Below are 24,537 nucleotides of genomic sequence, written 5' to 3'. Positions count from 1 at the left end.
GAGACCTTGCCTGATGGGGTTGTATCCCTGTTTGCGTCACGGTGAAAATCGGTGGTGGTTGCCGCTGGGCGAAGACGCGCATACGGTGATCGGTCGTTTGCTGCTTGCACCGCCGCAGGTGCCTTCGCATGTTCGATCCGCGGTGATCGAATTGTTACAAAGCGATCCGACGTTCTTTTTGTACGCGGCGCTTCAATTCAGTAGCGACACCGCCGGCTTGGAGGATCTCGCCGACTGGTGGATCGAAAACGCGCGTGGTCGATTCGCAAGCGGAGACGCTTTTTTGGGTGCGCCCGACATCGTCGTTGAACACAAACAACGTTGGCGAAAGTTGCACGCCCATTACGCGGCGATTGCACACAACGATTGGATGCGTGACGCACCGCTATGGCTGGAGGTGTTGGGGCCGCCGGTTCCGTTGAGTTGGCATCAGCACTGGCCGGAGATTGAATTCGACGCCGAAGTGATGGAGGCGGAAGCTTCACCGCTCGATTCGGGAATTTTCTTGCAGCAGTTGGCGAGGCAAACCCAGCGTGCGGAATCTCTGCAGGCGGCTTTTGACGAGAGACTGCATCGCGCCAAGCTCGGTTCGCTCAAACAGCTTGCCTATGGGTTGAGTCACGAGATCAACAATCCGCTGGCAAATATTTCCACGCGGGCGCAGCAATTGCAACGTGAGGAATCTGATCCGCAGCGCCACGCGGTGTTGCAGCGCATCGTCGATCAGGTGTACCGCGCGCACGAGATGATTGCGGACCTCATGTTCTATGCCAATCCGCCGATGGTGAATCCCGTCCGACTGGACCTCGTGCCGTTGGTGGCAGACGTGTTGCCCGCAATGCAGTCGGCGGCTGAGGTGCAACGTATCCGGATCGAGTTTCAGCAGGTTGTCGGATCTGCCTGGGTCAGCGGTGATCGCTCGATGATCGGGGAAGCCGTTCGGGGGCTGGTTCGCAACGCGGCGGAAGCGATTGGTCAGCGGGGGACGATCATCGTTTCGGTCGAGCAAGAGGGCGAACGATTTCAGATTCGAGTCGCCGATAGCGGACCGGGTCTATCGGCGCGAGACCGCGAGCACGCCTTCGATCCGTATTACAGCGGACGCGAAGCCGGTCGCGGACTTGGTTTGGGGCTCTGTCGTGTTTATCGAGTCGCACGTCTACATCAAGGCGACGTCGCTTTGACCACCGGCCCCACCGGCTGCGTCGCCACGCTGACGCTGCCAATCGCAAAATCGTAGGTCATGCTGTGCATGACGAAATACGGAATGTCCGTCTTCACGCGTGGTGGTCTCGTTTCCGGTAGGACGTTTGAGGACTTCCCGTGCGGTCGATTTATCTGCCGGGCATTTGTTTGCGAATCACAGGTGATGTCACTAGACTGCAGATGGAGGCGACAAATGGACATATACACCGACAGCATTCAAAATCTTTCTGAAGTCGACAAGTTACTGCTTGTCCAGCGGATATGGAGCGATTTATCGTCATCCGACGCTATTCCGTTGCCCGAATGGCTTGTTTCTGAAGTTGGACGGCGACGCGACCAAATGATCGCCGATCCGAACTTGGGACACACTCATCAAGACGTTCTCGATCGCATTCGAGCATGGCGAGATGCCTAGGTCCCCACGTTTTCATCCACTCTTTACTGTGGATGTCTTGCAGTCCGCCGATTGGTACGAATCCAAGGCCGTCGGGCTTGGTGTTGGGTTTACGCACGAAGTCGAAACGGGAATCGAAGCATTGCTTTCTGATCCTGAACGTCGATCGAATTTTCACTATGGATTTCGATACTGGCCCATCCAACGATTTCCACATTTGATCCTGTACGACGTGACACCTTCTGAGGTTTTGCTATTCGGCGTCATGCACCCATCGCAAGAGCCCAGTCAGTGGATCGCAAGGCTCGGTTAGCATGACCCCTCACTACACAATTGACGACTATCGCCTGTGGGAAGGTGATGGGGAGCTATGGCAAGGCATTGCGGTAGCGATGACTCCAAGTCCATTGTTGGCAAGGCTTGTCAGCAATCGTAGGTCATGCTGTGCATGACCTACCGGGGCTAGAGAATGCCTTTGGCCTGCCCGGTAGGCGAGGGCGGGTTCTTGGTCGATAATCGGCGGCTTGAACCTGTTTTTCGTCAGATTTCACGCCATATCGACCGATCATGCTTCATTCCGCCCAGCAATTGCTGAGACTTCAGGCCGACGGGGAGATCACCGCCGTCGAGATCGCCGAGCGCGCGATCGCCGCGATTGAGGCTTCGCAACCGACACATAATTCATTCACTCACGTGGCCGCCGAATCCGCTTTGCAGGCCGCCGCCGCCGTGGACGCCAGACGAGCCGCCGGTGAGACATTGGGGCCGCTGGCCGGGGTTCCCGTTGCGGTGAAGGATGTCTTGTGTGCCACCGGCATGCCGGCGACTTGCTCCTCCAACATGCTGCGAAATTTTGTCCCACCCTACGACGCCACCGTCGTGGAAAAGCTGCGGGCCGCCGATGCGGTGATCGTGGGCAAGACGAACATGGACGAGTTCGCGATGGGGGCCAGTACCGAAACCAGCTTCTTTGGCGTCACTCGCAATCCATGGGACACCCAGCGGACACCCGGCGGCAGCAGTGGCGGGGCGGCCGCGGCGGTCGCGGCGGGGACGGTGCCGCTGAGTTTGGGGACCGACACTGGTGGTTCGATTCGACAACCGGCGTCTTTCTGTGGCATCACCGGAATGAAACCCACCTACGGACGCGTCAGTCGCTACGGCTTGATCGCCTTTGCCAGCAGCTTGGATCAAGTCGGACCGATGGCTTGGTCGGCGGCCGATTGCGCGTTGCTCATGCAAACCATCGCCGGTTTCGAACCACGCGATTCGACTTCGTTGGATCGTCCCGTTCCGGATTACATGCAAGCCCTTGATTCGACCGATCTCAGCGGGGTGCGCATTGGTGTCTTGCGAGACGCCTTGGACGTTGACGGGCTCGACCCCGAGGTCCGGCAAGTCGTGCTTGACTCGATCGATGTCTTCGTTGGGCTCGGTGCAACGATCGTGGATGTTGAGTTGCCACACAAGGAATACGGCGTACCGACTTACTATGTGATCGCGCCCAGTGAAGCCAGCAGCAACCTGTCACGTTTCGACGGTGCCCACTACGGACACCGTGCCGATCCGGTGAAAGTCGATCCCGAGTTGGGGCCGCTGGTTTCGATGTATTGTCAAAGCCGATCGCAGGGGTTTGGCGCCGAAGTCAAACGGCGGATCATGATCGGCACCTACGCGCTGAGCGAAGGCTACGCGGATGAGTACTACAACAAGGCGTTGAAAGTTCGCCGGTTGATCAAAGGCGATTACGACAACGCATTCGCTCAAGCCGATTTATTACTCGGTCCGGTCGCGCCGACGCCGGCCTTTGAGTTGGGTGACAAGATCGACGATCCCGTGCAAATGTACTTGTGCGACCTGTTCACCGTCGGCGCGAACTTGGCCGGCATCCCGGCGATCTCGTTGCCGGGCGGATTCAACGCCGGAGGATTGCCAATCGGGATTCAGTTGCAAGCACCCGTGTTGGACGAAGCACGTTTGTTGTCCGCCGCTCACGCGTTTCAAACCGTTACTGATTTTCACACCAAACGGCCCGCATCATGACGCGACTGCCATTCACAACGATCATCGGACTGGAAGTTCACGTGCAACTCAAGACGGCGACGAAGCTGTTTTGTGGTTGCAGCACGCAATTCGGAAGCCCGCCGAACACTCAAGTTTGTCCGGTTTGTTTGGGGTTGCCCGGTGCGTTGCCCGTGATGAATCAAAACGCCATCGACTTGGCCGTTCGCGCCGGTCTGGCGCTCAACAGCGAGATTCCGCCGCTGACCAAATGGGACCGCAAACAGTACTTCTATCCGGATTTGCCCAAGGGATATCAGATCAGCCAATTCGATTTGCCGATTTGTGACGGAGGTTACGTCGAGATCGACGACCCGGCAAATCCCGGCAGCGTCCGCAGAATTCAGCTCACCCGTGCTCACTTGGAAGAAGACGCCGGGAAGAGCATGCACGACGAAGCGGCGGGACGCAGCGACAGTCGCATCGACCTGAACCGCTGCGGCACACCGCTGTTGGAAATCGTCAGTGAGCCCGACATGCGTTCCGCCGAGGAAGCCCTGGCGTACTTGACCAAGCTCAAGGAGTTGATGATCCACCTCGGCGTCTCCGATTGCGAGATGCAGGAAGGCAGCTTGCGTGTCGACGTGAACATCAACTTGCACATCGACAAAGCCGGTGAGAAGATCGCGACGCGGATCGTCGAGGTCAAGAACATGAACAGCTTCCGCAGCGTGGCCGGCGCGATCGCTTATGAGATCGAGCGTCAGTACGACGAGTGGGAGCAAACCGGTCAAACTTTCAAGGACGGCAAGCGGACGTTCGGCTGGGACGATAACAAGGAGATCACGTACGCCCAGCGTGAAAAGGAAGAGTCCGCTGACTATCGTTATTTCCCCGATCCCGACTTGTTGCCAGTTCGGATTCCACGCGAGCGAGTCGAGGAGATCCGTGCTTCGTTGGGGGAGACACCCGATGAAGCTCGCACGCGGCTGGTGTCCCAGTACGGCATCAAGCAATACGACTCCGACGTGATCGTTTCTCAAGGTGCCGCGATGATCGTGTTCTTTGAGACTGTCGCCGGTGCATCGGACGCGAGGCGCGCGAGTGCCTGGATCCAGCAGGACGTGATGCGTGAGTCCAAGGAACGTCAACTGTCCATCGATGCGTTCCCCGTTTCCGCTGAGAAACTTGGGGAGTTGTTGGGCAAGGTCGTCGCGGGTGAATTGACCAACGACCGAGCGCGTGATGTTTTCAAGCACTTGATGGATCACGACGAAAGTGTCACGCAGGCGATCAAGTCACTGGGGATCGAATCGGTCGATGGCAGTGAATTGGAAACGTTGGTGCAAGAGTTGTTGGACGCGAACCCGAAAATCGTTGCGGATGTTCAAGGCGGCAACAACAAGGCGGTCGGTGCGCTGATCGGACAGGCCCGCAAGAAGAACCCCAACGCGAGTCCTCAGCAGGTCAGCGAGATAGCGCTGAAGTTGATCAACGGGTAGGCCGTAACGTGAGCCTCAGGCGCTAGCCGTGGGCCTGTACTGCAATCCGCATTGGCCCCACGGCTAGCGTCTGAGGCTCACAAACGTCGTGGGCCGGTGCTGTATTGCGCTGCATGTTCGTGATAATGATTTCAAAATCACCAATTGCGTTGCCCATTGAGAGTGAGCCTCAGGCGCTAGCCGTGGGCCTGTGCCGTAATCCGCTTCGGCCCCACGGCTAGCGCCTGAGGCTCACAAACGCCGTGGGCCGGTGCTGTATTGCGCTGCATGTTCGTGATAATGATTTCAAAATCACCAATTGCGTTGCCCATTGAGAGTGAGCCTCAGGCGCTAGCCGTGGGCCTGTGCCGTAATCCGCATTGGGCCCACGGCTAGCGCCTGAGGCTCACAAACGCCGTGGGCCGGTGCTGTATTGCGCTGCATGTTCGTGATAATGATTTCAAAATCACCAATTGCGTTGCCCATTGAGAGTGAGCCTCAGGCGCTAGCCGTGGGCCTGTGCCGTAATCCGCATTGGGCCCACGGCTAGCGCCTGAGGCTCACAAACGCCGTGGGCCTGTGCCGTAATCCGCATTGGGCCCACGGCTAGCGCCTGAGGCTCACAGGAACGTGGTGGCCGATTATCGAGACGATTATTACAATCTCATGCCTACAATTCTCGAGGCCGATTAAGCGGACCACTGCGGTTGGGGGCAAAGAATGGTTGAACGTTGGACATACTTCATCACTTGGGCAACCTACGGATCACGGTTACCTGGGGATTCGCGAGGCTGGCGCAAACGCGGGGCTGGTAACCAACAACCACGGCCCGAATTGGAGCAGTGGTGCCGAGAGCAGATGCGGTTTGATCCCGTTGTCTTGTCGGAACAAGATCGGCAAACGGTAGAAAAGGCTTGCCAGGAGCACTGCAATTATCGAGGCTGGTCTCTACTGGCTGTGAATGCTCGCACCAATCATGTGCATCTTGTCGTTGTTGCAGATCGAGGCCCGAAAGCCGTTCGCGATCAGCTCAAAGCGAATTGCACACGACACCTACGGCAACAAGAGATCCCATTGATAGTCGAGCGAACATGGGCAAAGGGGGCTGATATCGAGATCCTTGACACTGAACAAGAAATCCATGATTGCATCATCTACGTCCTGGAAGCCCAATGAACGTGAGCCTCAGGCGCTAGCCGTGGGCCGGTGCTGCAATCCGCTTCGGGCCCACGGCTAGCGCGTTAGCCTCAGGCGCTAGCCGTGGGCCTGTGTTGCAATCCGCTTCGGGCCCACGGCTAGCGCCTGAGGCTCACAGGCGCCGTGGGCCGGTACTGCAATCCGCTTCGGGCCCACGGCTAGCGCCTGAGGCTCACGGCGTTCGCTATCATGGCGGTGCGGTTGTTTTCGGTCAGTGGGGGCGTCTCCACAGAAGCTAGAATCTTCGCTGCTAGAACAAAAAAATCGTCCTTCGGGAAGTTTTCCTCGTCCAGTACGATTACCTTCCAATACGCCGCTAGCGGTGGTACCCAATCCATATACTCGCCGCGATACGTTCTGATGATCACTCGCACCCTCCTCTTGCTCTTGCTGTTTGCCCTGGTCTCGCCGGTCCAGGGCGAGCAATACGCGTTTCTCGTTGGTGTGCGTGATTACTCGCTGCACAACGAGCTGACCGCACTGAAATACACCGAAGACGACGTTCACACGCTGGCGGGGACTCTCTACCGATCCGGCGTCCCGCAAGACAACATCGTTTTGATGACTCAGCGAATGTCACTAGGAAAAGCACGTCTTTCTCCGCGGTCAGATCAAATCCGACGCGAGTTCCAACTGTTGCTCAGTGAACTCGGCCCGGACGATTCGATCATCGTCGGATTCTCCGGGCACGGACTGCAATTCAAGGGCGATCCGGTGAACTACTTCTGTCCCTTGGACGCCAAACCGACCGACAAGTCGACACTCATTTCATTGACGGAGATTTACGAATCGCTCAATCGTTGCAAAGCACGAACGAAATTACTGTTGGTCGACGCCTGTCGCGACGATCCGTTGACACAGGTGGCCAAGACGGCCAAGCGGATCGAGCTGGAACCCGTTCTCGATCGTGCGGCTCCGGTTCTGTCCGGTGGAACGGTCGCGATTTTCAGTTGCAGTGCTTCGCAGCAATCCTTTGAATCGCCGGACTTGCAAAGCGGCGTCTTCTTTCACTTCGTCAATCGCGCATTGGCGGGCGAAGCCGACGATGACGGGGACCAAGCCGTTGATCTCATCGAACTGGAATATTTCACGATCAAGAGCGTGCAGAAATGGGCGCGGGTGAACATCGGTAAACCGCAGATTCCCGAACGCTTGGGTCGTGCCACGGGTGCGATGAAACTGGTCCGGCTTGACCGAGGTCGGCAACCCGCCGAGATGAATCCGACCAAGCCGCAATCCGACGCAACCGCGAAATCGATCACCAACAGCATCGGCATGCGGTTGAACTTGATTCCCGCTGGGACGTTCCTGATGGGATCACCCGCAACGGAGCAAGACAGACAGGATGATGAGACCCAGCATCGAGTGACATTGACCAAGGACTTTTACCTTGGCACGACCGAGGTGACACAGGGGCAATGGGAATCGGTGATGGGTACGACGCCTTGGAAGGGACAAAGATACGTAAAGGAAGGGTCGAACGTCGCCGCGACGTACGTGAGCTGGGAGGATGCGGTGGAGTTTTGCAAGAAGTTGAGTGCAAAGGAGGGCAAGACGTATCGTTTGCCGACGGAAGCGGAATGGGAATACGCGTGCCGAGGCGGCACGACGACGGCATATGGTTTTGGTGACGATCCCACGGGATTGAGTGAATATGGCTGGTTCGACGGAAATGCGTGGGATGTCGAACAGAAGTTTGCGCATGAGGTCGGACTGAAGCGAGCGAATGCGTTTGGTCTGTATGACATGCACGGAAACGTTTGGGAATGGTGCTCGGATTGGAAAGCGGACTACCCAGCTGGAAGCGTCACCGACCCTCAGGGCCCTTCTACAGGCTCGCTCCGCGGGTTTCGCGGCGGTAGCTGGTACGACGTTGCCGGGTACTGCCGGTCGGCGGACCGCAACTTCATCTCGCCGGGCTTCCGGAGCTACGACCTGGGCTTCCGCGTTGCCGTAGGTCGGTAAGGGCTGAGCTAAACGAGCGAGCAAGCGGAGCCGAGAGCGGAGGCCCGGAGGAATGGAGGCGGTAGCCGGAGTTCCGTAGGTGCCGTAGCGGAAGGCGTAGCGCCAGCAACACCGTCGATTAAACCACGTAGCCGCGTCTCTCCGAGACGCGAGAATCGAGCCTGCCCTGTTTGACCCGTAGCCGACAGGCGTAGGCGGAAGCGGCGATTGTTTCCGCGGTTCAATCCGTTTGGTGGTGTCTCCTACGCCTTCGGCTGCGGGTCAAACACGTAGCGGCGTCGAGCCACCGGCTCTCTTTCGGGAAATTCGCGATTGTGACCGGTTGCTGGGTTTTTGTAGGATGATGCGGCGTTCGGACAATCCCTGCGGGCTGGCTCTCCATGACACATCCAAAACCATCCAACGACTGGTTCTTTCGAGGGATCGTTGCCCTCGTGTGCTGCGTCGCGTTTTGGTTGTTGCTCACGCCATTCGTGCCAGCGGTCGCTCGTTCGACCATGGGGCGGTTTCATTTAAGCAGTTCGTCGTTTGCTTGGTTTGCCCTTCAGCAGCCCATCCCGGCCATGTACAACTTCAGCAATCAATACGAAGTGCAAGACGTGCCCGCGGATTTTCTCAGTCCGATCTTGGATCAGAGCGAGCGACGTTACATCAACCATTTTCCCATGCGGGTGCTGACGTTCGCGAACACGCGTTACCTGTTGACCGAACCGGGGACCGATCGTTGGGTCACATTGTGGACGACCTATCGTGGTCAGACGATGGAGACGCGGGTTCATTTGAAACCGCTGGGTGACGGCAAATTCGAAATGATCCGCGAGGCGCTGCCGTGACGAATGGCGAGTCAGACGAAAACGTCACGACGGATCCGTACGCCGGCCGGATCACTGCCGCGTACTTGATCGTGCAAGCCAGCCTGTTCATCGGTCTGTTTTGGAAACTTGCGTTGATCACGCCAAGCGGGTTGGTGTGGCAGAAGGGTTTCTTTCTGCTCGCCGATGAACTTTATCATCGCACACCGTTGCTGGATCCCTTCTTTCCCGATTGGTTGCGATCCGCCGAAGTGCTTCGTTGGGCTTTCCTTTGCACGATGGCATCACTATTGATCGGGATCGTCGGAAAATTTCGCCTGGTGCGAATCGCGATGGCGGTGGTGTCGTTGGTCGGGCTGAGCATCCTGTGTGTGCATCAGGGCAGCTACAATGATGCCACCTTTGCGACTTCGTGGTGGGTCACGCTGTGGGTGCTGTGGTTGACGACGCGGATGGGGCGGGGTGACTCAGTCGCAGTCTTGACACACGCTGCGTTTTTGGCACGTCTGATTGGGTCGATGATCTTGTTGGGCGGAGCGGTGGGCAAGTGGACACCGGAGTACTGGTCGGGTGAAGTGTTCTACGACATCTATTTTCGCGACCGGGATCACTGGCTATTCAATCGACTTCGTGAAAGCTTTGAGCCGGAGACTTTGCGAACGATGGCCATGTGGTACAGCCGCAAGGTCGTGGTGGTGGAAACAATTTGCGGATTTGGAATGTGGCGACTGCCACCGCGATGGGCAGCCGCACTGGGAGTCACACTGTTCTTTTCGATCGCAGCTTTGTCGAATTTCTGGCTCTTTTCCGTGCTGACTTGCATGGTCGGAATGTCGTCGGTCGGATTTCTGGTGCCAAGTCAGAGGTTAGGCGAAACACCTTGAGCCTCCAGTTCCGCCTGAATCTTCTTTGCTTTTTCCTTGTCCGCATCCGACTTGCGTTTCCAATTCAAGAACGCTTCGGCCAAGCTGAGCGGTTTGTAGGGCAATTCCAGATTCTCGAATTCGGATTTGGACTCTGGGGCGACTTGATGGATGCGGTTCCAGAAGGCCGGCCACATGTTGTTGTTCAAGTCTTCGATGACCGAATTCATCGCCGAGTTGGTCTTGCCAGCAACGCCAGCGTTTTCTTGGTATTGGTAGTCGACTTGTTCGCTGTTGGTGGCGCTGAAGGTAAACGCGGAAGCGATTTTCTCGGCGTCGAGGTCGTACACAAAGGCTTCGGCAGAGCGAAACCCTCCTCGGAATTCTTGTCCGGTTAGGACCGGCAATTCTTGATCGGTCATGCGGACGTAGACGACGTACTTCATTTTTTTCGCGTCTTTGACCGTGTCCTCCAGTTCCCAGATTCCAAAGTACGGGTCGCCGAATGCGTAGTCGGCGATCTGATCGACTTCGCTGTCACTCGTGTACTGGTAGCGATCCTTTCTGGGGAACTTTCTGCTGGGGCGGTCCCATGAGTTCATCACGGAGTCGGGATCGGTGTCTGCAGCCACACGAGCGTACTCCGCTTCGCAGGTCAGCAACGTGTTCCATGTTTCTTGGCGAGGTGGTTTTGTGTTGCGAAAGTCAAGTTGCAGGGTCTTGAGCTCCTCGCGTTGCTCGTCCGTGATCGTCTCCAACAGTGAGCCAGGGGGAACGGATTCGACAGCCGTTTTGATTTTCGCGAATTGATTCGCGCGGCGTTTCAAAATGTCGCTGTGTTTGGCTAGGTACTCCTGTCGGACTTGCTCTTGGGTCGGGACTGTGAACCAAAGCATGGAGGCGCCTCCGAGTCCGACCGCACCGCATAGCAGTGCCAGTGGCCAATGAAGTGGACGACGCTCGCCTTTGCGTTGCACGAACCAGACGACCATCGTCAGCAAGAACGCCGGAACGAAAATCGAGAGCGCGGCGATCAAGGCATTCATGCCGTCGGTCTCGGAATCCATCCCACGGATCAAAACGATGGCGGCCGCCGCCAGGAGAAACCCGACCGTGAATCCCAGCAGAATGCTCAACAGGTTTTTTCGTTTGGGAGCGTCCAGGTGGTCATCGGACATGCTCATGGGAATCACCTTGTGTGAGGGGTTCTTGCGGACGCTTTGTCGTGATATTTCGTGCATCTCCCCCTGTTTCCAGGGGAGCGTGCTGACTAAAGTCTAGCCGATCTTTCGTCCCTCAACATGCGTTTTGGAAAGCCCCCATGCAGGTCAATGAGTATTTCGACGGCAACGTGAAGTCGATCGGTTTTGAGAACAGTGAAGGCCGTGTCACGGCGGGCGTCATGGCACCGGGCGAGTACGAGTTTGGGACCAATGAGCATGAGCGAATGAAGGTCGTCTCGGGCGAGTTGAAGGTCCGATTGCCGGGCAGTGAAAGCTTTGAGTCATTCCCCGCAGGAACGGAGTTCAACGTCGAGGCGAACGAGAAGTTTCAGTTGCAGGTCGAGCAAGCGACCGCGTATCTGTGTTTTTACGGTTGATCGCCTGATGCCAGCGGCTCAGGGCTCATGACACCACCAAGCGCTTTGAACCACCTGCATCCTCATCACCCGCTGGCTAGTTGGACAGTCGGGCGGTCGTCATTCTGCCGGGGTCGCGGCGTGTTCGTCGGGGACGTTGATCGAACCGACCAGGGCGATGACCGTCTGGCCGGCTTCTGGTTTCAACGGTGCATCGATCGTGTTGACCAGCAGTTTGCGGTTCGTGTCGATGCTGCAAAGGATCGTCGCTGAATCACCGTAGGTCGTTTCAAAATCGGCAAACGTGAATGTTTCGCTGAGCTTCGTCGCTTTGAAGACTGCGCCCGCAGCGTGCATGTCACGGATGTTGGAAAAGGTTCGTTCGGGGGAAAACAAAGCCCGACCCATCAAGTTGGACGTCAATCCGCGGCGGCTCTTTGCGTTTTGATTCTTGAAGGGCAGTTGATACAACGCCGATCGGTTGAACAGGTGTCGACATTCTCGGGTGGCAAGCGAATTCACTTCGTCGTTCTGTGTCAGCGCCATCAGTTGCCCGATGCCGGTCAGGTCCAAGTCTTCTCGGACGTGTTCGTTCAAAATGTTGGCGCACACCGCATTGATGCCGAGTTGGCGTGCCGCAGAGACTTTGTTGAAGTTGGTGTCGACCAGCAGCACCGCAACGTCTTCTTTTTGCAAAGTCAATGCAAAATCACGTACCCAAGGGTCTGCTCCGGCGATCAAGATGCCATTGGACTGGTCCTCCGCGAGCCCGAGTAGCTTGGCGAGCGGAGAAGCGGACAATCCGTAGATCAGCACAGTGGCAACGATGACAAAGAACGTGACCGTGCTGAGTTGGTCGCTGCCCACGAGATTCAACGGCTGTCCGTCGCGTTCGATCGCCAACGCAAAGACACTACTGACCGCTGCGGCGACAATCCCGCGAGGTGCCAGGAATGCGACGAATGTTTTTTCCGGCAAGGTCAGCTTGGTCCCGAGCGTGGACGCAAAAACGGAGATGGGACGAACGATCACAATCAGCAGTGCGACGAACGCAATTCCGCCCCAGCCGATGGCCATGATGTCACTCAATTGCACACGGGATCCGAGCACGACGAACAGACAGCCGATCAACAATGTTCGCAAGTTTTCTTTCAGTTCGACGATATGCTCGATGTCGAGGTTCTTTTGATTGGCAAGCCAAACGCCCATCACGGTGACTGTGATCAAACCGGATTCGTGGGCGAGCATGTCACTGAGGGCAAAGAGCAGCATGCCCAATGACAACGCGGCGACGCCGTGCAAGTTATCGGGAATCCAAAAGCGACGCAGTGCGATCGCCAATAGTAGTCCGCCGAGGATGCCCAGAACGCTGCCAACGGCGACGGTCTTGAGTAACATCAGGGCAGCCGATGCGGCTCCGCCCTGGTGGAGTTGGTCGATCAACTGTTCAAAAACCAAGACAGCCAGGACCGCGCCGATCGGGTCGATCACGATGCCTTCCCATTTCAACGTGGATGACACACGTCGACTGGGTTGGACTTGTCTGAGGAGTGGTCCGATGACCGTCGGACCGGTCACAGTCAAGATGCCGCCCAGCAGGAAGCAAATGGACCAATCGAAACCGAGGGTCCAACGCGCGGCCGTCGCGGCCAGTGCAAATGTGATCGCGGCTCCGATGGTACACAGTTGCAACACCGCAGCACCGGCTTCTTTCAGTTCGTGCAGTTTCAGCGACAGGCCGCCTTCGAACATGATCACGGCGACCGACAATGCGACCAGTGGAAAGAGCAAATTCGGTCCGGCGGTTTCATCACCTCCTGTCAATTTTGCCAAATAATCATCGGGCTGCAGAAACTGCCCGAGGATCATCCCAAAGAGCAGCAGCAGCAAAATGCCCGGCAAGTTCAAACGCCATGCGAGCCACTGAGCGAGCACACCGATGGCGGGAACGAGGGAAAGGTAGAGTAAAAATTCCATGGCCGGGCTGGATCACTCAGGAGTGGATGTCAAGAAGCTGATGGAGACCCATCGTAGATCAATGTCCAGTGGTCTGATATCCGCCCAAACAGGAGACTTTGTTGGCTCATTCCGGTAGGGCCTGGAGGTCACTCAAGTCGATCGGGCGGCCGGAGGCTTGTTTCATTCGACGAAGCCATGCCAAGGATGCAAAAGGACGCCCTGAAATGGTGATTGAATCCGCGAGCACTGTTGACACATCGGTATCGGCCAGTCCAGGAACGAAGTCAAACAGATCCAGAAAACCGCAGTCCGAACCCAACATCATCAGATGTGAGCTGCGGACGTAGGCAATGTCTGCCGGAACGGTTTTTTCGATTCCTGTTTCGGGATCCACGTCGTCAGAGATCCAGAATGCGTTGATCTCCCTAAGGACTTCTGCAACCTGTTGTTCCACTTCTGGCGATCTGAGAAACAGCACGTCAATGTCTTGCGTGGCCCGTATGTGTCCGTGTGCAACAACCGCGTGCCCGCCGATGATGGTCAAGGGAACGTTGCGTGCCAGCAACAAGTCCACGGCTCGAAAGAAGTCATTGCTCATGACTGGACTTATTCTCTCGACGTCGACGGAGGCGGAAGTTTCGTTTCAGAAAGGCTTCGTACGCCGCCGGGTTGGCTTGCAGTAGTTCCCAGGCTTGCCGATTCAATTCTGCTCCCAGCTCAAGACGTTGTTCTGGCGTCATGGCCAAAGCCTGACGGCGGCGATAATTCTCGGCGGCAGTGGTGTCCGGAAAATCCATCTACAGGACGCCTTTGGTGCTGGGAACCGCATCGGATCGCGGATCACTTTCGGCGGCCATGCGGATCGCGCGGGCGACGGATTTGAAAACGCATTCGCTGATGTGGTGAGCGTTGCGGCCGTGGTGCAGCACCACATGCAGGTTGCATTTGGCGTTGGCCGCGAACGATTGCCAGAAGTGCTCGACCAGTTCGCTGTCAAACGTCCCGATCTTGGGCGAGGTGATGGGGGCGTGGTATTCAAACGCGTAGCGACCGCCCAAATCGACTGCGGCGGTGACGAGGCATTCGTCCATCGGCAAGGTGAAGTGTCCGTAGCGGCGAATGCCGGCGCGATCGCCCAACGCCTGATCGATGGCGGTACCCAAAGCGATCCCGATGTCTTCTGCGGTGTGGTGATCATCCACGTGCAAGTCGCCCGTGGCCTGAACGTCCAAATCGATCAGGGCGTGTTTGGCGAGCAAGTCCAGCATGTGATCGAGAAAACCGATGCCGGATTTGCGTGAGCCGGAGCCGTCACCATCGAGATTGATCGAGAGCTGAATGTCGGTCTCACCGGTCTTGCGTTTGATCGTTGCGGTTCGTGTCATGGGAGCAATGTCTCAAGCGTTCTTGTGCGGAATGGTTTTGATGGATTGAGGTTAGAGTCGCAGCGTCGATACCGAAGAATCGATACAAGCGAAGCAACGATGGCTCCCCTCTCCCCGCTGACGAAGGCAAGTTGTGCTTGCCTTCGTCAGTGGGGAGAGGGGCTGGGGGTGAGGGGGATCCGATTGAAGTTGCAACGAATTCGATTTGTATGTTTTTCCCATCATCATAGCCGGATCTGCCATTCATTTTGATGGGATTGATTTCAGGGTGAATTCCCCCTCACCCCAGCCCCTCTCCCCCGAATCCTGACTCACTTAGACGCGTCAGGATTCGGGGGAGAGGGGAGCCATTTGCAAAAAACTTTTGCCTCGATGAATATGCCGCGTATGTCAGCCTGGAAAGGCTGACGTACTTCATTGAAAAAATCGTTCCAGCATCATAAGACAGGCATCGACTTGGTCGTCCGTGCCGACGCTGATTCGTAATCCGTCGCCCCAGTCGGGGAAATCCATGTAGCGGACCAGGATCTGTTGCTTTTTCAGGTACTGGTACATCTCATTGTGTTTGCCACTGGGATGTTGGCACCAGACGAAATTGGCTTGCGAAGGCGTGACGTTGAAGCCGAGTTCACTCAAACGCAGCTGCATGCGAGCACGCGTGGCGTTCATTTTCTTGACGACATCGGCGAGCCAGTCTTGTGCGTTCATGGCTTCGGTGGCCGCAATCGTGGCCAAGTAGTCACAGTTGTAACTGTCTTTGATGTTGCAGAGTTTCTTGATCAACTGCGGCTGTGCGACCAAGAATCCGAATCGGACTCCGGCCAAACCGTAGGACTTGCTGAGCGTTCGCGTGACGAGAATGTTTTCGTGTTTTTGAACCAGGTCGATGCAGTTGAACTCGGCAAAGTCCGCGTAGGCTTCGTCGACCACGAGAGGGCAGGGCAGGGTGTTCGCGAGTTTTTCGATCTCGTCGCGGGAAACGATGGTGCCGCTGGGGCTGTTGGGATTGGGCAGCAAGACGAGCCGCAGATCATCGCTTCCTTGGCCGAATGCGGTCGGCAAGTGCCAGCCGTCCAGGAAGGGCATCTGTTCCCAGCGAGCTCCTTGGATGTCGGCTAGCGTTCGGTACAGGATGTAACTCGGGTAGGGAAGCCGCAACAGTTGGCCTTCGCCGACAAATGCGCGGACGAGGATCGTCAGGATTTCATCGCTGCCGTTACCTGCCAAGATCCACTCGGGGCCGGGCAAGCCCAATGCGTTGGCCGCAGCGCGTCGAAACGCGGTCGCGGTCGGATCGGGGTAGCGGTTAAGCGGTCCCGACGCGGCGGCTTGCAATGCAGAAACCACGGACGGTGGAGGTGGGTACGGATTTTCGTTGGTGTTGAGTTTGATGTACTTGCCCGGCGGCGGTTGTTCACCGGGCGTGTAGGGTTGCATTTTGGAGAGTGCGGGACGCAGGTCAATTTTGCTCATGGCGGCTTGGCGAAGCGGTGATCTGGTGGTTGATGTGAAAAAAGAGTCCTGACACCTTTTTCGATCAGCGGCGGATGGAGACGCTGCGGGCGTGTGCGGTCAGTCCTTCTTTTTCGGCCAAACGTTCAACGTCGGGCGCGATCGCTTTCATCGCGTCTGCATTAAATTCGGTGACGCTGCCGCTGCGTAGGAAACTGTTGCTGCTCAAGCCGGCCGCCCAGGTGCAGGTCCCGCCGGTGGGCAACACGTGACTGGGGCCTGCGGCATAGTCGCCCAGGGCGACGGGTGTATGTTGGCCCAGAAAGGCCGCACCGCTGTTGCGGATCTGAGCGATTTGTTGACGAGGGTTGGCCGTTTCGATGTGCAAGTGTTCCGGGGCAAACGAATCGGTCAGCTCGCATGCGTGTTGTTCGTCGCGAACCAGGATCAATGCGCCAAAGGATTCCAGGGAATCGACCGTCAGCTCGCTGCGTTCCAACTGGGCGACCTGTATCTCAAGTTCGACCGCGACGGCTTCGATCAACGCTTCGTGCCAAGTGATCAAGATCGCGCTGCCGGGTGAGTGCTCGGCTTGGGCCAACAAGTCGGCGGCGATGAAATCGGCTCGCGCCGTCTCGTCCGCGATCACGATGACTTCGCTAGGGCCGGCAAAGGAATCGATGTCGACGGTTCCGTAAACATGCTTTTTCGCCAAGGCGACGAAGAGGTTGCCCGGGCCAACGATTTTGTCGACGGCGGGAACGATGTCGCAACCGTATGCCATCGCCGCGACGGCTTGGGCTCCGCCCATCCGGTAGACTTCTGTGACCCCCAGTTCGTGACAGGTCGCCAGCATGTCATTGTTGTAAGCACCGAAGGGCGTGGGCGGCGCGACGACGGCGATTTCGTCCACGCCCGCGACTTGGGCGGGGACCACGGTCATCAGCACCGTCGATGGGTAGGCTGCTGCGCCGCCGGGTACACAGACGCCGACTCGATGCAGGGGTACGTAGCGTTGGGTGAGCGTGACGCCGGGCTTGGGCGTGATCGTGACGTCGCGGTGCAGGATGGCGGATTGGAACTCGGCAACGTTGTCGCGGATGCGGCGAATGGACTGCAACAACTCAGGATCGGCACCGGCGTGGGCGGCGGCGAGATCGGCGGCGGGGACTCGGATTTGGTCTGCGGAGAGTTCTTTTTTGTCGAGCTGGCGACCGTATCGCAGCAGGGCCTGCGTGCCTTCGCGTCGGACGTCGTCGCAAATCCGCTGGACGACTTCGATCGGCGTCAGCGGCTGCCCGAACACTTCTTCGGTCAAGGCCTTGCCGCGTGGCGAAACGACATTTCCGTCGGGGCTGAGTTTGTCGCGTAACTGCTGCAGGATTTCCGCGGAGCCGTCACGGGCGTCGACCCGTTGTATGTTCAGGGCGGGGAGATCACGGGTCGTCATGGGGGTGGAAGTCGGTTTTTCAGTGCGGAAAGACGGCGGAGAGACGTTTGGGGATTCATCGCGGAAAGCCGTATGATAGGCAGGGGGCCAAACTTGGTACACCGCGTCTGTTTTCGATAGGCTCTCACGCCAGGACAGCCGCCGGTCCTCCGCGGTTCGCGTTTCTGAAAGGGTGATTTCACGCAGGGGACGAGTTTGGTGTACTTTGACATCCATTCCGCTCATTTCTCCACTTCCAATCCGCCACCATGTCAGAAATCATCGATTTGCGTAGTGATACCGTGACCAAGCCGACGCCAGAGATGCGGCGGGCGATGGCTGATGCGCCGGTCGGCGATGCGGTGATCGATATTGACCCCACCGTTCAGCGGTTGGAGGAGCTGACAGCCGAGTTGTTGGGCAAGGAAGCCGCGGTGTACATGCCTAGCGGTTCAATGACCAACCAAGTTGCCTTGAGGACCCATTGTCCCTCAGGCAGCGAGTTCATCTGCGAAGCCGACTGCCATGTGTTTCATTACGAGCAAGCCGCATTTGCGTCGCTTTCGGGGCTCGTGCCGCGTTTGATCGCGACCGATGGCGGTACGATTCGTCGGGAGCAGTTGGACGCATGCGTTTTGCATGACGATGAGCATCATGCGCGGACGCGTCTGTTTTGTATAGAGAACACGCACAATCGTTGGGGCGGTCGGATTTTGGATCAGTCCTCCGTGATCTCGGCTTGTCAGTGGGCTCGCTCGCATCAACTGAAAACGCATCTCGACGGCGCCCGGATTTGGAATGCAGCGGCGGCGACGGGCATGGATCTCGCCGAGTTGGCTCAGCCCTTTGATTCGGTGAGTGTTTGTTTCAGTAAAGGACTCGGGGCGCCGGTCGGTTCCGCGCTTGCCGGATCGGTCGAGTTTGTTCGCGAAGCACGCCGGGGGCGAAAGCTGTTCGGAGGTGCGATGCGTCAGGCGGGAATCATCGCGGCGGGTGCGTTGTACGCGTTGGAAAATCATCGCGAGCGGTTGGTCGAGGATCACGCCGCTGCTCAGCGACTTGGTGATGCGATCGCGGAGTGTCAAGGATTCCGGATTCGAGGCGGCGGCGTGCAAACGAACATGCTGATCTTTGAAATCGATCCTGATCGCGGCGGGGCAGGGGACTTTGTCGCGAAATTGAGAGAGAACGGCATCTGGTGTTTTGCAATTGGTCCGCAAGCCGTTCGGATGGTCACGCATTTGGACGTCAGTGTGTCGCAGATTGAACAAGCGTGCCGGATCATGCAGCGTGTGGCGGCAGACTTTTGAATGCCGATCGTTTGATGACGACAAGGTTCCTGCTGCAACTCGCATCGGCCTGCATCTTGGTCGTGGGGCTGACGATCGTGTTTCGTTTGCCATCGTGCAGCGAAAGCTTTTGGATCGACGAACTGCATTCGGCTTGGACGGTCGCCGACGGATTGGGCGATGTCGCACCACGGGCCAGGATTGGCAACCAGACGCCGTTGTACTTTCAGGCCTTGTGGTTGTGGCGGGCGCTGGTCGGTGACGGCGAGTTGCCGATGCGTATGAGCAGCGTGTTGCTGTCGGCGTTCGCCGCGGGTTGTTTGGTGATTGGCGTGGCAGTGACAACGCGAAGGATTTCGGCGGGCGTGATTGCCGGTGGAATCCTGGTCGTGGAACGCAACGCGATGTTCTTTGGATGCGAGTTGCGTCCGTATGCCGCAGTGATGTGTTGCGCTGTGTTGGCCGCATGGTCGGCTGTGGCGGCGTTGGATTCGCGGCAGCGTTCAGATCGTTGGCGATTGGCGTTGATCGGTTCGGTGTGTTTGGCTGCTTTGCTACATCCGACTTCGTTGGGTGTTTTGGGTTGGTTGGTGCCGATCACATGGATCGTGATTTGGCGTCGGGGGCAATGTGTGTTCACGCGATGGGATGGTGTGGCGGTTGTGGTCATCGTCATCACGGTCTGGATGCTGTGGCGGTCGTCGTTGCCCCAGTCGTGGTCGCATCGAGAGCAATGGAAATCGTTTGCCCATGCGACCTCTTGGTCGCAATTGTGGGATGAACGCCGCGCGTGGGCCTGGTTGCCGTTGGCGATCTTGCCCATCGGATTGGCGGTCGTATGGTCAGTGGTGCGGCGTGTCCGACAGGAGAAACACACCGACGTGCTCAGCGGTTGGTTGCCGGGCTTGGTGGGCGTGGTCGGAACGGTGGCTTTCTTTGTGGCGTCGTATCTGGACATCGTCCCGCTTTGGCATCGACGTTATTTCATCGCAGCGTTGCCGCTGTTGGCTTGGTCGGCCGGCGTCGCTGGAACATGGGGGTTGCCTTGCAAGCGACTGGGTTCATTTCTTGCGGTTGGCAGTGCCGTGATCGTTCTCTGTGTGTTGATGTGGCACCAAGGAACGCTGGGGCATCTTTGGCACACCGGTCGGGTGCCGAGAGAGTTGCGAGGTGAACCGTGGCGTGAAGCTGTTGCCTTGGTCCAGGCGGAACGGAAAGCCGGTGAGCCCGTTTGGTTGGACACGGGATTGATCGAAGCGTCATTCTTGAGCGAACCGATGAGTGATGCCGACGATCTGCCCACAGAGTTCTGGCGGTATTTAGCGTTTCCCGTTTCGGGACCTTATCGATTGGAGGATGTCACGGTGGTTTCGGTGACCGAGCACGAAAGTTGGCGACGTCAGCGATGGAACGAAGCATTCCGGGAAGGTCACGCTGTTTGGCTGATCAGTCGTCAGCACCCCGACGCGGTGAGTCGGTATTGCGAACGCGCACGGTCAGTCATCCATGCCGATATCCGAATGCGACGACTCGGTCAGCTGAGCGTCGTGAGGCTGAGCATGCCCGACTGATCGAAACCAACTGATCCGGGCACCGTCAAAGCTTCGTTTTTATTTCTGCCACATTGGACTCGTCGATCGTGACATCCAGTTGTTCCGGATTCTCGTCCCGCGGAGAGACGATGTAGAGAGTGTGCGGGACGTTGATCGGTACGGCGTGAAATTCGTATTGCCCCATTTCATCCGTCATGGCGAAACGCCGGATGGATTTGCCATTTTGTGCCGGGAACGTTTTAAGAGGCGATTGATTCAAGACAACGCGACGGCTCTTGATAGGGGTGCCGTCTGCTTTCAGCAACGTTCCGACAATCTTTCCGCCGGGTTGCAGCTCGATCGTTAGGTTCTTGTCGTCTGGTTCGATCAATTGATGGCCAACCTGATTAGATTGAATATCGAATGCATGAACGGATATTCGGTCCATCCATCGCTCCGTCGCAAATGTCCCTTCATCACCCGATGTGGTTGAGAAACCGGCGTGGCCAGGTGCATTGGTGGACTCACCCATGATCACCGCTCCGGCAACCGGCTCTCCGGCCGCATCCACGACGCGACCGTCCAGGTTTCCTCGAGGTAATCGATCGAGGTGCTGATTCACAATCAGTTCTGGTTCGTCCTTCACCACGATTTCGTGGCTGGGGCCGTCCACCAGTCTCAGCGTATAGGTGCCCGGGCCGACTCGGAAATGATAACGGCCTGTTTCATCCGTTTCGTTCCAGCGAACCAGATTTGCGTCTCCTGCCGCGTTCTGAATCAATGTGGCGGTTTGGTTTTGAACCGGTTGCTGATCTGCTCCCATCGTCACCACGCCGGTCACCAGCGTTCCGGAGCTCAAAGTGAAATCGACGTCGTCAATGTCCTTGCCTTCGGGGAGCAAAATATCTGTTTTGCTTTCAGCGGCGAAGTTTTGATCGGTAATCGCCAGGATCGTTGTTTGGTCGGGATAGATCTTGATTTCGTAATTGCCATTTTCGTCCGTGGAACAATGATCGCGAAAGTAGTGATTGGTGTCCCCACGACCTTCGCCTTGCATGCGGATGCCGACGGCGGGGCTGCCATCGGCGTACCTCACATTGCCTCGCACGATGGAGTTGCGAAACATGGTCATCGTCAGTTGTGATGACTCCGGCGAGGACGCAACGTAGCTCGGATTGCCCGGGCAGTAGTAGTCATCACTGTGGCCAAGAAAGGTGACGCTGCCTAGCAGATTGGCAGGGAACCAATTGAACTTGCACTCGCCTGCATTGTTACTTTGAAAACGACCGACTCCAGAAAGATTCACGTAGGAAAGTTTGTCTTTGATGTGAATGGTCCATGGATGGACGCGAATCCCACTCAGTGGTGCACCTTTGGAATCCTCGACCTTCACCGTGACATCAACGGCTCCTTGCAGCGTCATCGTGATGTTCTCAGGGACTTGCAAACGCTCGGTTGACGGAAACGCATCATAGTTTTCGTAGTAGTCCATTCCTTTGCCGTCGCGATGTGCCACGATCCAGTCGACTTCGGCATCTGACGGATAAGAAAGTTCAGCCGTTCCGTCATGGTCCGTTCTTAGGTGGGTAAGTTCATGGTGGTTGGCGATCAAGCGAACGTCCGCGTCGGCAACCGGGCGACCATCGGTATCGACCACTTGCACCGACGTTTTCTGTTTGGGGCGAATGACGATTCGAAACGGTTTCACGTCGGATGGATGGTATTGGTATCCGCTAACGAACGATGTTCGCTGGCCATCGGGGCCTGTGATGAGCATCGGCTCTCCGTAGTACTCGTTGTCTGCTGGAACTCGTTTGACGAAGGCTCCGCGGTCATTGGTGGTGATTCGGATCGGCGCGTCCAATCGATAGCCAACGGTTTCTAAGACAGCACCGGCAACCGGATCGCCGAGTTCGTTGACGACGATGCCACGCAATAGCATTGAGCCGGCACCGCGTTTGACGGATGTGTCTGCATCATCCGCTCGAGCGTTTCTGGCCATGAGCAGGCCAAGGAAAAAGACGCTAACAAGTACCAAAGATCGGTGGAGTGTTTGCGACATAGGAACGCTGCTGGAAGTCTGGGTGGGCGTGTGTGCCGATGCATCATAGAGCCCTGGAGGTTCACAAGCAACGAATGGTTTACACCGCCATTTCAGAGGACAAGCTGCGAACGAGATTCTGAGGACGATCTGTATGCTGACATCCAGACCAGCCCCGCCATGTGGTCTTGTTCGAAGACGGGTCGACCGACCGTTTGCGTGAGCAGATTCGGTAGGTCAATCAAACGCTGATTGGGCAGGGACGTCGACAGTCGAAAGAATCGGTGCATCAACCACAGTTTGATTCCGGCGATCATGTTGGCAAAAAGCGAAGCGGAAACGGGATGGCGAAAATCCAGGACCCAGATGCGTCCTTCGGGGGCCAATGCGCTGGCGACTGTTTTCAGCACGACCTGCAGCTCATCGGGTGAAAAACAATCCAGCACAAAGGGCAAGATGATTTCGTCGTACGCTTGCGATGGTGCGTTCCACGTTCGTAAGTCGGCAAGTTGCCACGTGATGCGTTGGCCGTTCCTGAGGGTGGCGCAACGACGTTGCTGCGCCGCAATCATTGCATGGCTGAAATCGAGACTGGTGATTGTCGATTCGGGCTTCGCGGTAGCCAAGCGGAGCAGCAGACGACCGGTACCACCACCGCATAGCAGCAATCGAGCATTCGCATTCACCGTGTCGACGATCCGATTGGCAAAGGTTTCTCGACAGCGATCCAGATTACCACCAAACATCGCCCACTCCAACGCGGAATAGACCGTCGCCAAGCGGTCGTAGCCACGGTTGCCGCCTACAGCAAGGTTGCGTGCCGGAGGCCGAGCGCGGATCAAATCGTCTGACATGCGGTTGCCCACAAGAGGAGCCCCGTCAGTACGAGCGATACATCGAATGCGGATGCCCACAAGCTGGTCGTGAATTCATGGCCACGGTGTCGGCGAGCGGCTATGCCGATCAGCAGCATCAACGCTGGCCCGGTTGCCATCACCATTGTGATGGGAAAGCGAAGCAGACTGGAGGCCAGAAGAATCGTTATCGCGGTGATCGTCACAGTCTTTTCAGGAAGTCGACGAAACTGTTTTTCGGGCTGGCGATCCAAATTCGAAACCCATTGGCAATTCAAGAAGAACAGCCCACTGCTGATCACCCAGGTGGCGGCCAAACGGATGACGGAGAATGGTTCCGAATTGCCGGTGGGCAGTTCGCCGGTGATGAATGCAGCCAAGGCAGGGATGTGCATTCCATATGCAAACAAGCTTGCCACCACCGCCGGCTTGAACCAGACAGGCAGGGAATCGACAGTCAACCGATTGCGTCGATGAACCAAGATGAGGTATCCGCCCACGGCAACACTGCCCAAGGCTGCCAAAGCCAACTCTACTGAATTTAGGACAAACGGAATTGCAACCATCAACAGCGGCGCGGCAGCCATCATGGTGATGGAAATGAGACGCCAGTGTTGTCGGTGGAAGACATGACGATACGGAATCGGACACGCTGGTGAGCGTTCCTTGCGAGCGTCCATCAGGTGATCCCCGGTGTACACCAGCCACACTGTAAGGGCCATCAAGCATACGTGCCCCCAGTCCGGGCCGTGCCCCGTGTGCAAGCGGGTCACTGCGGCCAGCCAGACGGCGGCCACGGCGACCGCGTCTAGCGAAACGGCGTTGATTCGCGGCACTGTGGAGGGAGGACGTGCGTGGTTGGCTAAGGTCCCCGTCCATGCCGCTGGTGACATCGCCGAGTCTGGAGGCGAGGCATTGTGCGTGGCCGGTGGTCGCGGAATCGTCTGCTGTTGCGACATCGTCGCAGTACTAGCCCAGTGGATGGAGGATTGATGGATGCAATTGTTTAGCGACAAGCCCCAGGCGTCGATGACTTGTCAAGCTGTCGATTTAGTCGTTTAACCCGTTCCCGAAGGGTAGGTAGTGTTCCGTAGGCGA

The 24,537-nt window shown here is 57.2% G+C and carries 22 protein-coding genes; 12 read left to right on the top strand and 10 right to left on the bottom strand.

Going from position 1 to position 24,537, the window contains the following annotated elements:
* The first annotated feature begins 13 nt into the window (after positions 1-13).
* From Pla52nx_RS28690 to Pla52nx_RS28650, 9 genes are all read left to right on the top strand, one after another.
* Positions 14-1,240: a sensor histidine kinase gene (locus Pla52nx_RS28690; protein ID WP_146521385.1), complete on the top strand. Its 1,227-nt coding sequence runs from the start codon at positions 14-16 to the stop codon at positions 1,238-1,240.
* 159 nt (positions 1,241-1,399) lie between these two features.
* On the top strand, positions 1,400-1,621 hold the full coding sequence (locus Pla52nx_RS28685; protein ID WP_197454780.1) for an addiction module protein: 222 nt from the start codon (positions 1,400-1,402) through the stop codon (positions 1,619-1,621).
* A complete protein-coding gene (locus tag Pla52nx_RS28680; RefSeq protein WP_146521383.1) occupies positions 1,614-1,913 on the top strand; it encodes a type II toxin-antitoxin system RelE/ParE family toxin in 300 nt (99 codons plus the stop codon). The genes Pla52nx_RS28685 and Pla52nx_RS28680 overlap by 8 nt, the downstream gene beginning before the upstream one ends.
* Positions 1,914-2,167: 254 nt before the next feature.
* Positions 2,168-3,643, top strand: a complete 1,476-nt coding sequence (gene gatA, locus Pla52nx_RS28675) for an Asp-tRNA(Asn)/Glu-tRNA(Gln) amidotransferase subunit GatA (protein ID WP_146521382.1) — start codon at positions 2,168-2,170, stop codon at positions 3,641-3,643.
* The gene (gene gatB, locus Pla52nx_RS28670) at positions 3,640-5,103 is read left to right on the top strand and encodes an Asp-tRNA(Asn)/Glu-tRNA(Gln) amidotransferase subunit GatB (RefSeq protein WP_146521381.1); all 1,464 of its coding nucleotides are present in this window, start codon (positions 3,640-3,642) and stop codon (positions 5,101-5,103) included. The genes gatA and gatB overlap by 4 nt, the downstream gene beginning before the upstream one ends.
* 699 nt (positions 5,104-5,802) lie before the next feature.
* Positions 5,803-6,258, top strand: a complete 456-nt coding sequence (locus Pla52nx_RS28665) for a transposase (protein WP_146521380.1) — start codon at positions 5,803-5,805, stop codon at positions 6,256-6,258.
* A gap of 381 nt (positions 6,259-6,639) precedes the next feature.
* Positions 6,640-8,244 carry an SUMF1/EgtB/PvdO family nonheme iron enzyme gene (locus tag Pla52nx_RS28660; RefSeq protein ID WP_197454779.1) on the top strand — a complete coding sequence of 535 codons (1,605 nt, stop codon included), beginning with the start codon at positions 6,640-6,642 and terminating at the stop codon, positions 8,242-8,244.
* A gap of 380 nt (positions 8,245-8,624) precedes the next feature.
* Positions 8,625-9,077: a hypothetical protein gene (locus Pla52nx_RS28655; protein ID WP_146521378.1), complete on the top strand. Its 453-nt coding sequence runs from the start codon at positions 8,625-8,627 to the stop codon at positions 9,075-9,077.
* Entirely contained in the window at positions 9,074-9,940 is an 867-nt protein-coding gene (locus tag Pla52nx_RS28650; RefSeq protein WP_146521377.1) for a hypothetical protein, read from the top strand. The genes Pla52nx_RS28655 and Pla52nx_RS28650 overlap by 4 nt, the downstream gene beginning before the upstream one ends.
* Here Pla52nx_RS28650 and Pla52nx_RS28645 read toward each other — a convergent pair.
* Positions 9,916-11,103, bottom strand: a complete 1,188-nt coding sequence (locus Pla52nx_RS28645; RefSeq protein ID WP_146521376.1) for a DMT family transporter — start codon at positions 11,101-11,103, stop codon at positions 9,916-9,918. The genes Pla52nx_RS28650 and Pla52nx_RS28645 overlap by 25 nt on opposite strands.
* Positions 11,104-11,240: 137 nt before the next feature.
* Here Pla52nx_RS28645 and Pla52nx_RS28640 point away from each other — a divergent pair, with 137 nt between their 5' ends.
* Entirely contained in the window at positions 11,241-11,519 is a 279-nt protein-coding gene (locus tag Pla52nx_RS28640) for a pyrimidine/purine nucleoside phosphorylase (protein ID WP_146521375.1), read from the top strand.
* 99 nt (positions 11,520-11,618) lie between these two features.
* Here Pla52nx_RS28640 and Pla52nx_RS28635 read toward each other — a convergent pair whose 3' ends face one another.
* From Pla52nx_RS28635 to hisD, 6 genes are all read right to left on the bottom strand, one after another.
* Positions 11,619-13,475 carry a cation:proton antiporter gene (locus tag Pla52nx_RS28635; RefSeq protein ID WP_146521374.1) on the bottom strand — a complete coding sequence of 619 codons (1,857 nt, stop codon included), beginning with the start codon at positions 13,473-13,475 and terminating at the stop codon, positions 11,619-11,621.
* Positions 13,476-13,581: 106 nt separating this feature from the next.
* Positions 13,582-14,055 carry a hypothetical protein gene (locus Pla52nx_RS28630; RefSeq protein ID WP_146521373.1) on the bottom strand — a complete coding sequence of 158 codons (474 nt, stop codon included), beginning with the start codon at positions 14,053-14,055 and terminating at the stop codon, positions 13,582-13,584.
* Positions 14,045-14,254 carry a hypothetical protein gene (locus tag Pla52nx_RS28625; RefSeq protein ID WP_146521372.1) on the bottom strand — a complete coding sequence of 70 codons (210 nt, stop codon included), beginning with the start codon at positions 14,252-14,254 and terminating at the stop codon, positions 14,045-14,047. Before Pla52nx_RS28625 ends, Pla52nx_RS28630 begins: the two co-directional genes overlap by 11 nt.
* A complete protein-coding gene (gene hisB / locus Pla52nx_RS28620; RefSeq protein WP_146521371.1) occupies positions 14,255-14,842 on the bottom strand; it encodes an imidazoleglycerol-phosphate dehydratase HisB in 588 nt (195 codons plus the stop codon).
* A 414-nt stretch (positions 14,843-15,256) separates the two neighbouring features.
* Positions 15,257-16,306: a histidinol-phosphate transaminase gene (gene hisC, locus Pla52nx_RS28615; protein WP_197454851.1), complete on the bottom strand. Its 1,050-nt coding sequence runs from the start codon at positions 16,304-16,306 to the stop codon at positions 15,257-15,259.
* A 73-nt stretch (positions 16,307-16,379) separates the two neighbouring features.
* Positions 16,380-17,744, bottom strand: coding sequence for a histidinol dehydrogenase (gene hisD, locus Pla52nx_RS28610; RefSeq protein ID WP_146521369.1), 1,365 nt, complete (start codon positions 17,742-17,744; stop codon positions 16,380-16,382).
* 248 nt (positions 17,745-17,992) lie between these two features.
* On the opposite strand from hisD, the gene Pla52nx_RS28605 reads away from it, so the two are divergent.
* Both Pla52nx_RS28605 and Pla52nx_RS28600 read left to right on the top strand, forming a co-directional pair.
* Positions 17,993-19,033, top strand: a complete 1,041-nt coding sequence (locus Pla52nx_RS28605) for a threonine aldolase family protein (RefSeq protein WP_146521368.1) — start codon at positions 17,993-17,995, stop codon at positions 19,031-19,033.
* A 14-nt stretch (positions 19,034-19,047) separates the two neighbouring features.
* Positions 19,048-20,583, top strand: coding sequence for a hypothetical protein (locus Pla52nx_RS28600; RefSeq protein WP_146521367.1), 1,536 nt, complete (start codon positions 19,048-19,050; stop codon positions 20,581-20,583).
* A gap of 25 nt (positions 20,584-20,608) precedes the next feature.
* Here Pla52nx_RS28600 and Pla52nx_RS28595 read toward each other — a convergent pair whose 3' ends face one another.
* From Pla52nx_RS28595 to Pla52nx_RS28585, 3 genes are all read right to left on the bottom strand, one after another.
* Positions 20,609-22,546, bottom strand: a complete 1,938-nt coding sequence (locus Pla52nx_RS28595) for a carboxypeptidase-like regulatory domain-containing protein (RefSeq protein WP_146521366.1) — start codon at positions 22,544-22,546, stop codon at positions 20,609-20,611.
* A 152-nt stretch (positions 22,547-22,698) separates the two neighbouring features.
* Entirely contained in the window at positions 22,699-23,439 is a 741-nt protein-coding gene (locus Pla52nx_RS28590; RefSeq protein ID WP_146521365.1) for a class I SAM-dependent methyltransferase, read from the bottom strand.
* Positions 23,424-24,398 (bottom strand): hypothetical protein, encoded by a 975-nt coding sequence (locus Pla52nx_RS28585; RefSeq protein ID WP_197454777.1) that lies wholly within the window; start codon positions 24,396-24,398, stop codon positions 23,424-23,426. The genes Pla52nx_RS28590 and Pla52nx_RS28585 overlap by 16 nt, the downstream gene beginning before the upstream one ends.
* Between the last annotated feature and the right edge of the window lie 139 nt (positions 24,399-24,537).

It is taken from the genome of Stieleria varia, assembly GCF_038443385.1.
Taxonomy (GTDB): domain Bacteria; phylum Planctomycetota; class Planctomycetia; order Pirellulales; family Pirellulaceae; genus Stieleria; species Stieleria varia.
Note: the sequence above shows the minus strand (reverse complement) of the source record. Positions and strands in the feature narration are given on the sequence as shown.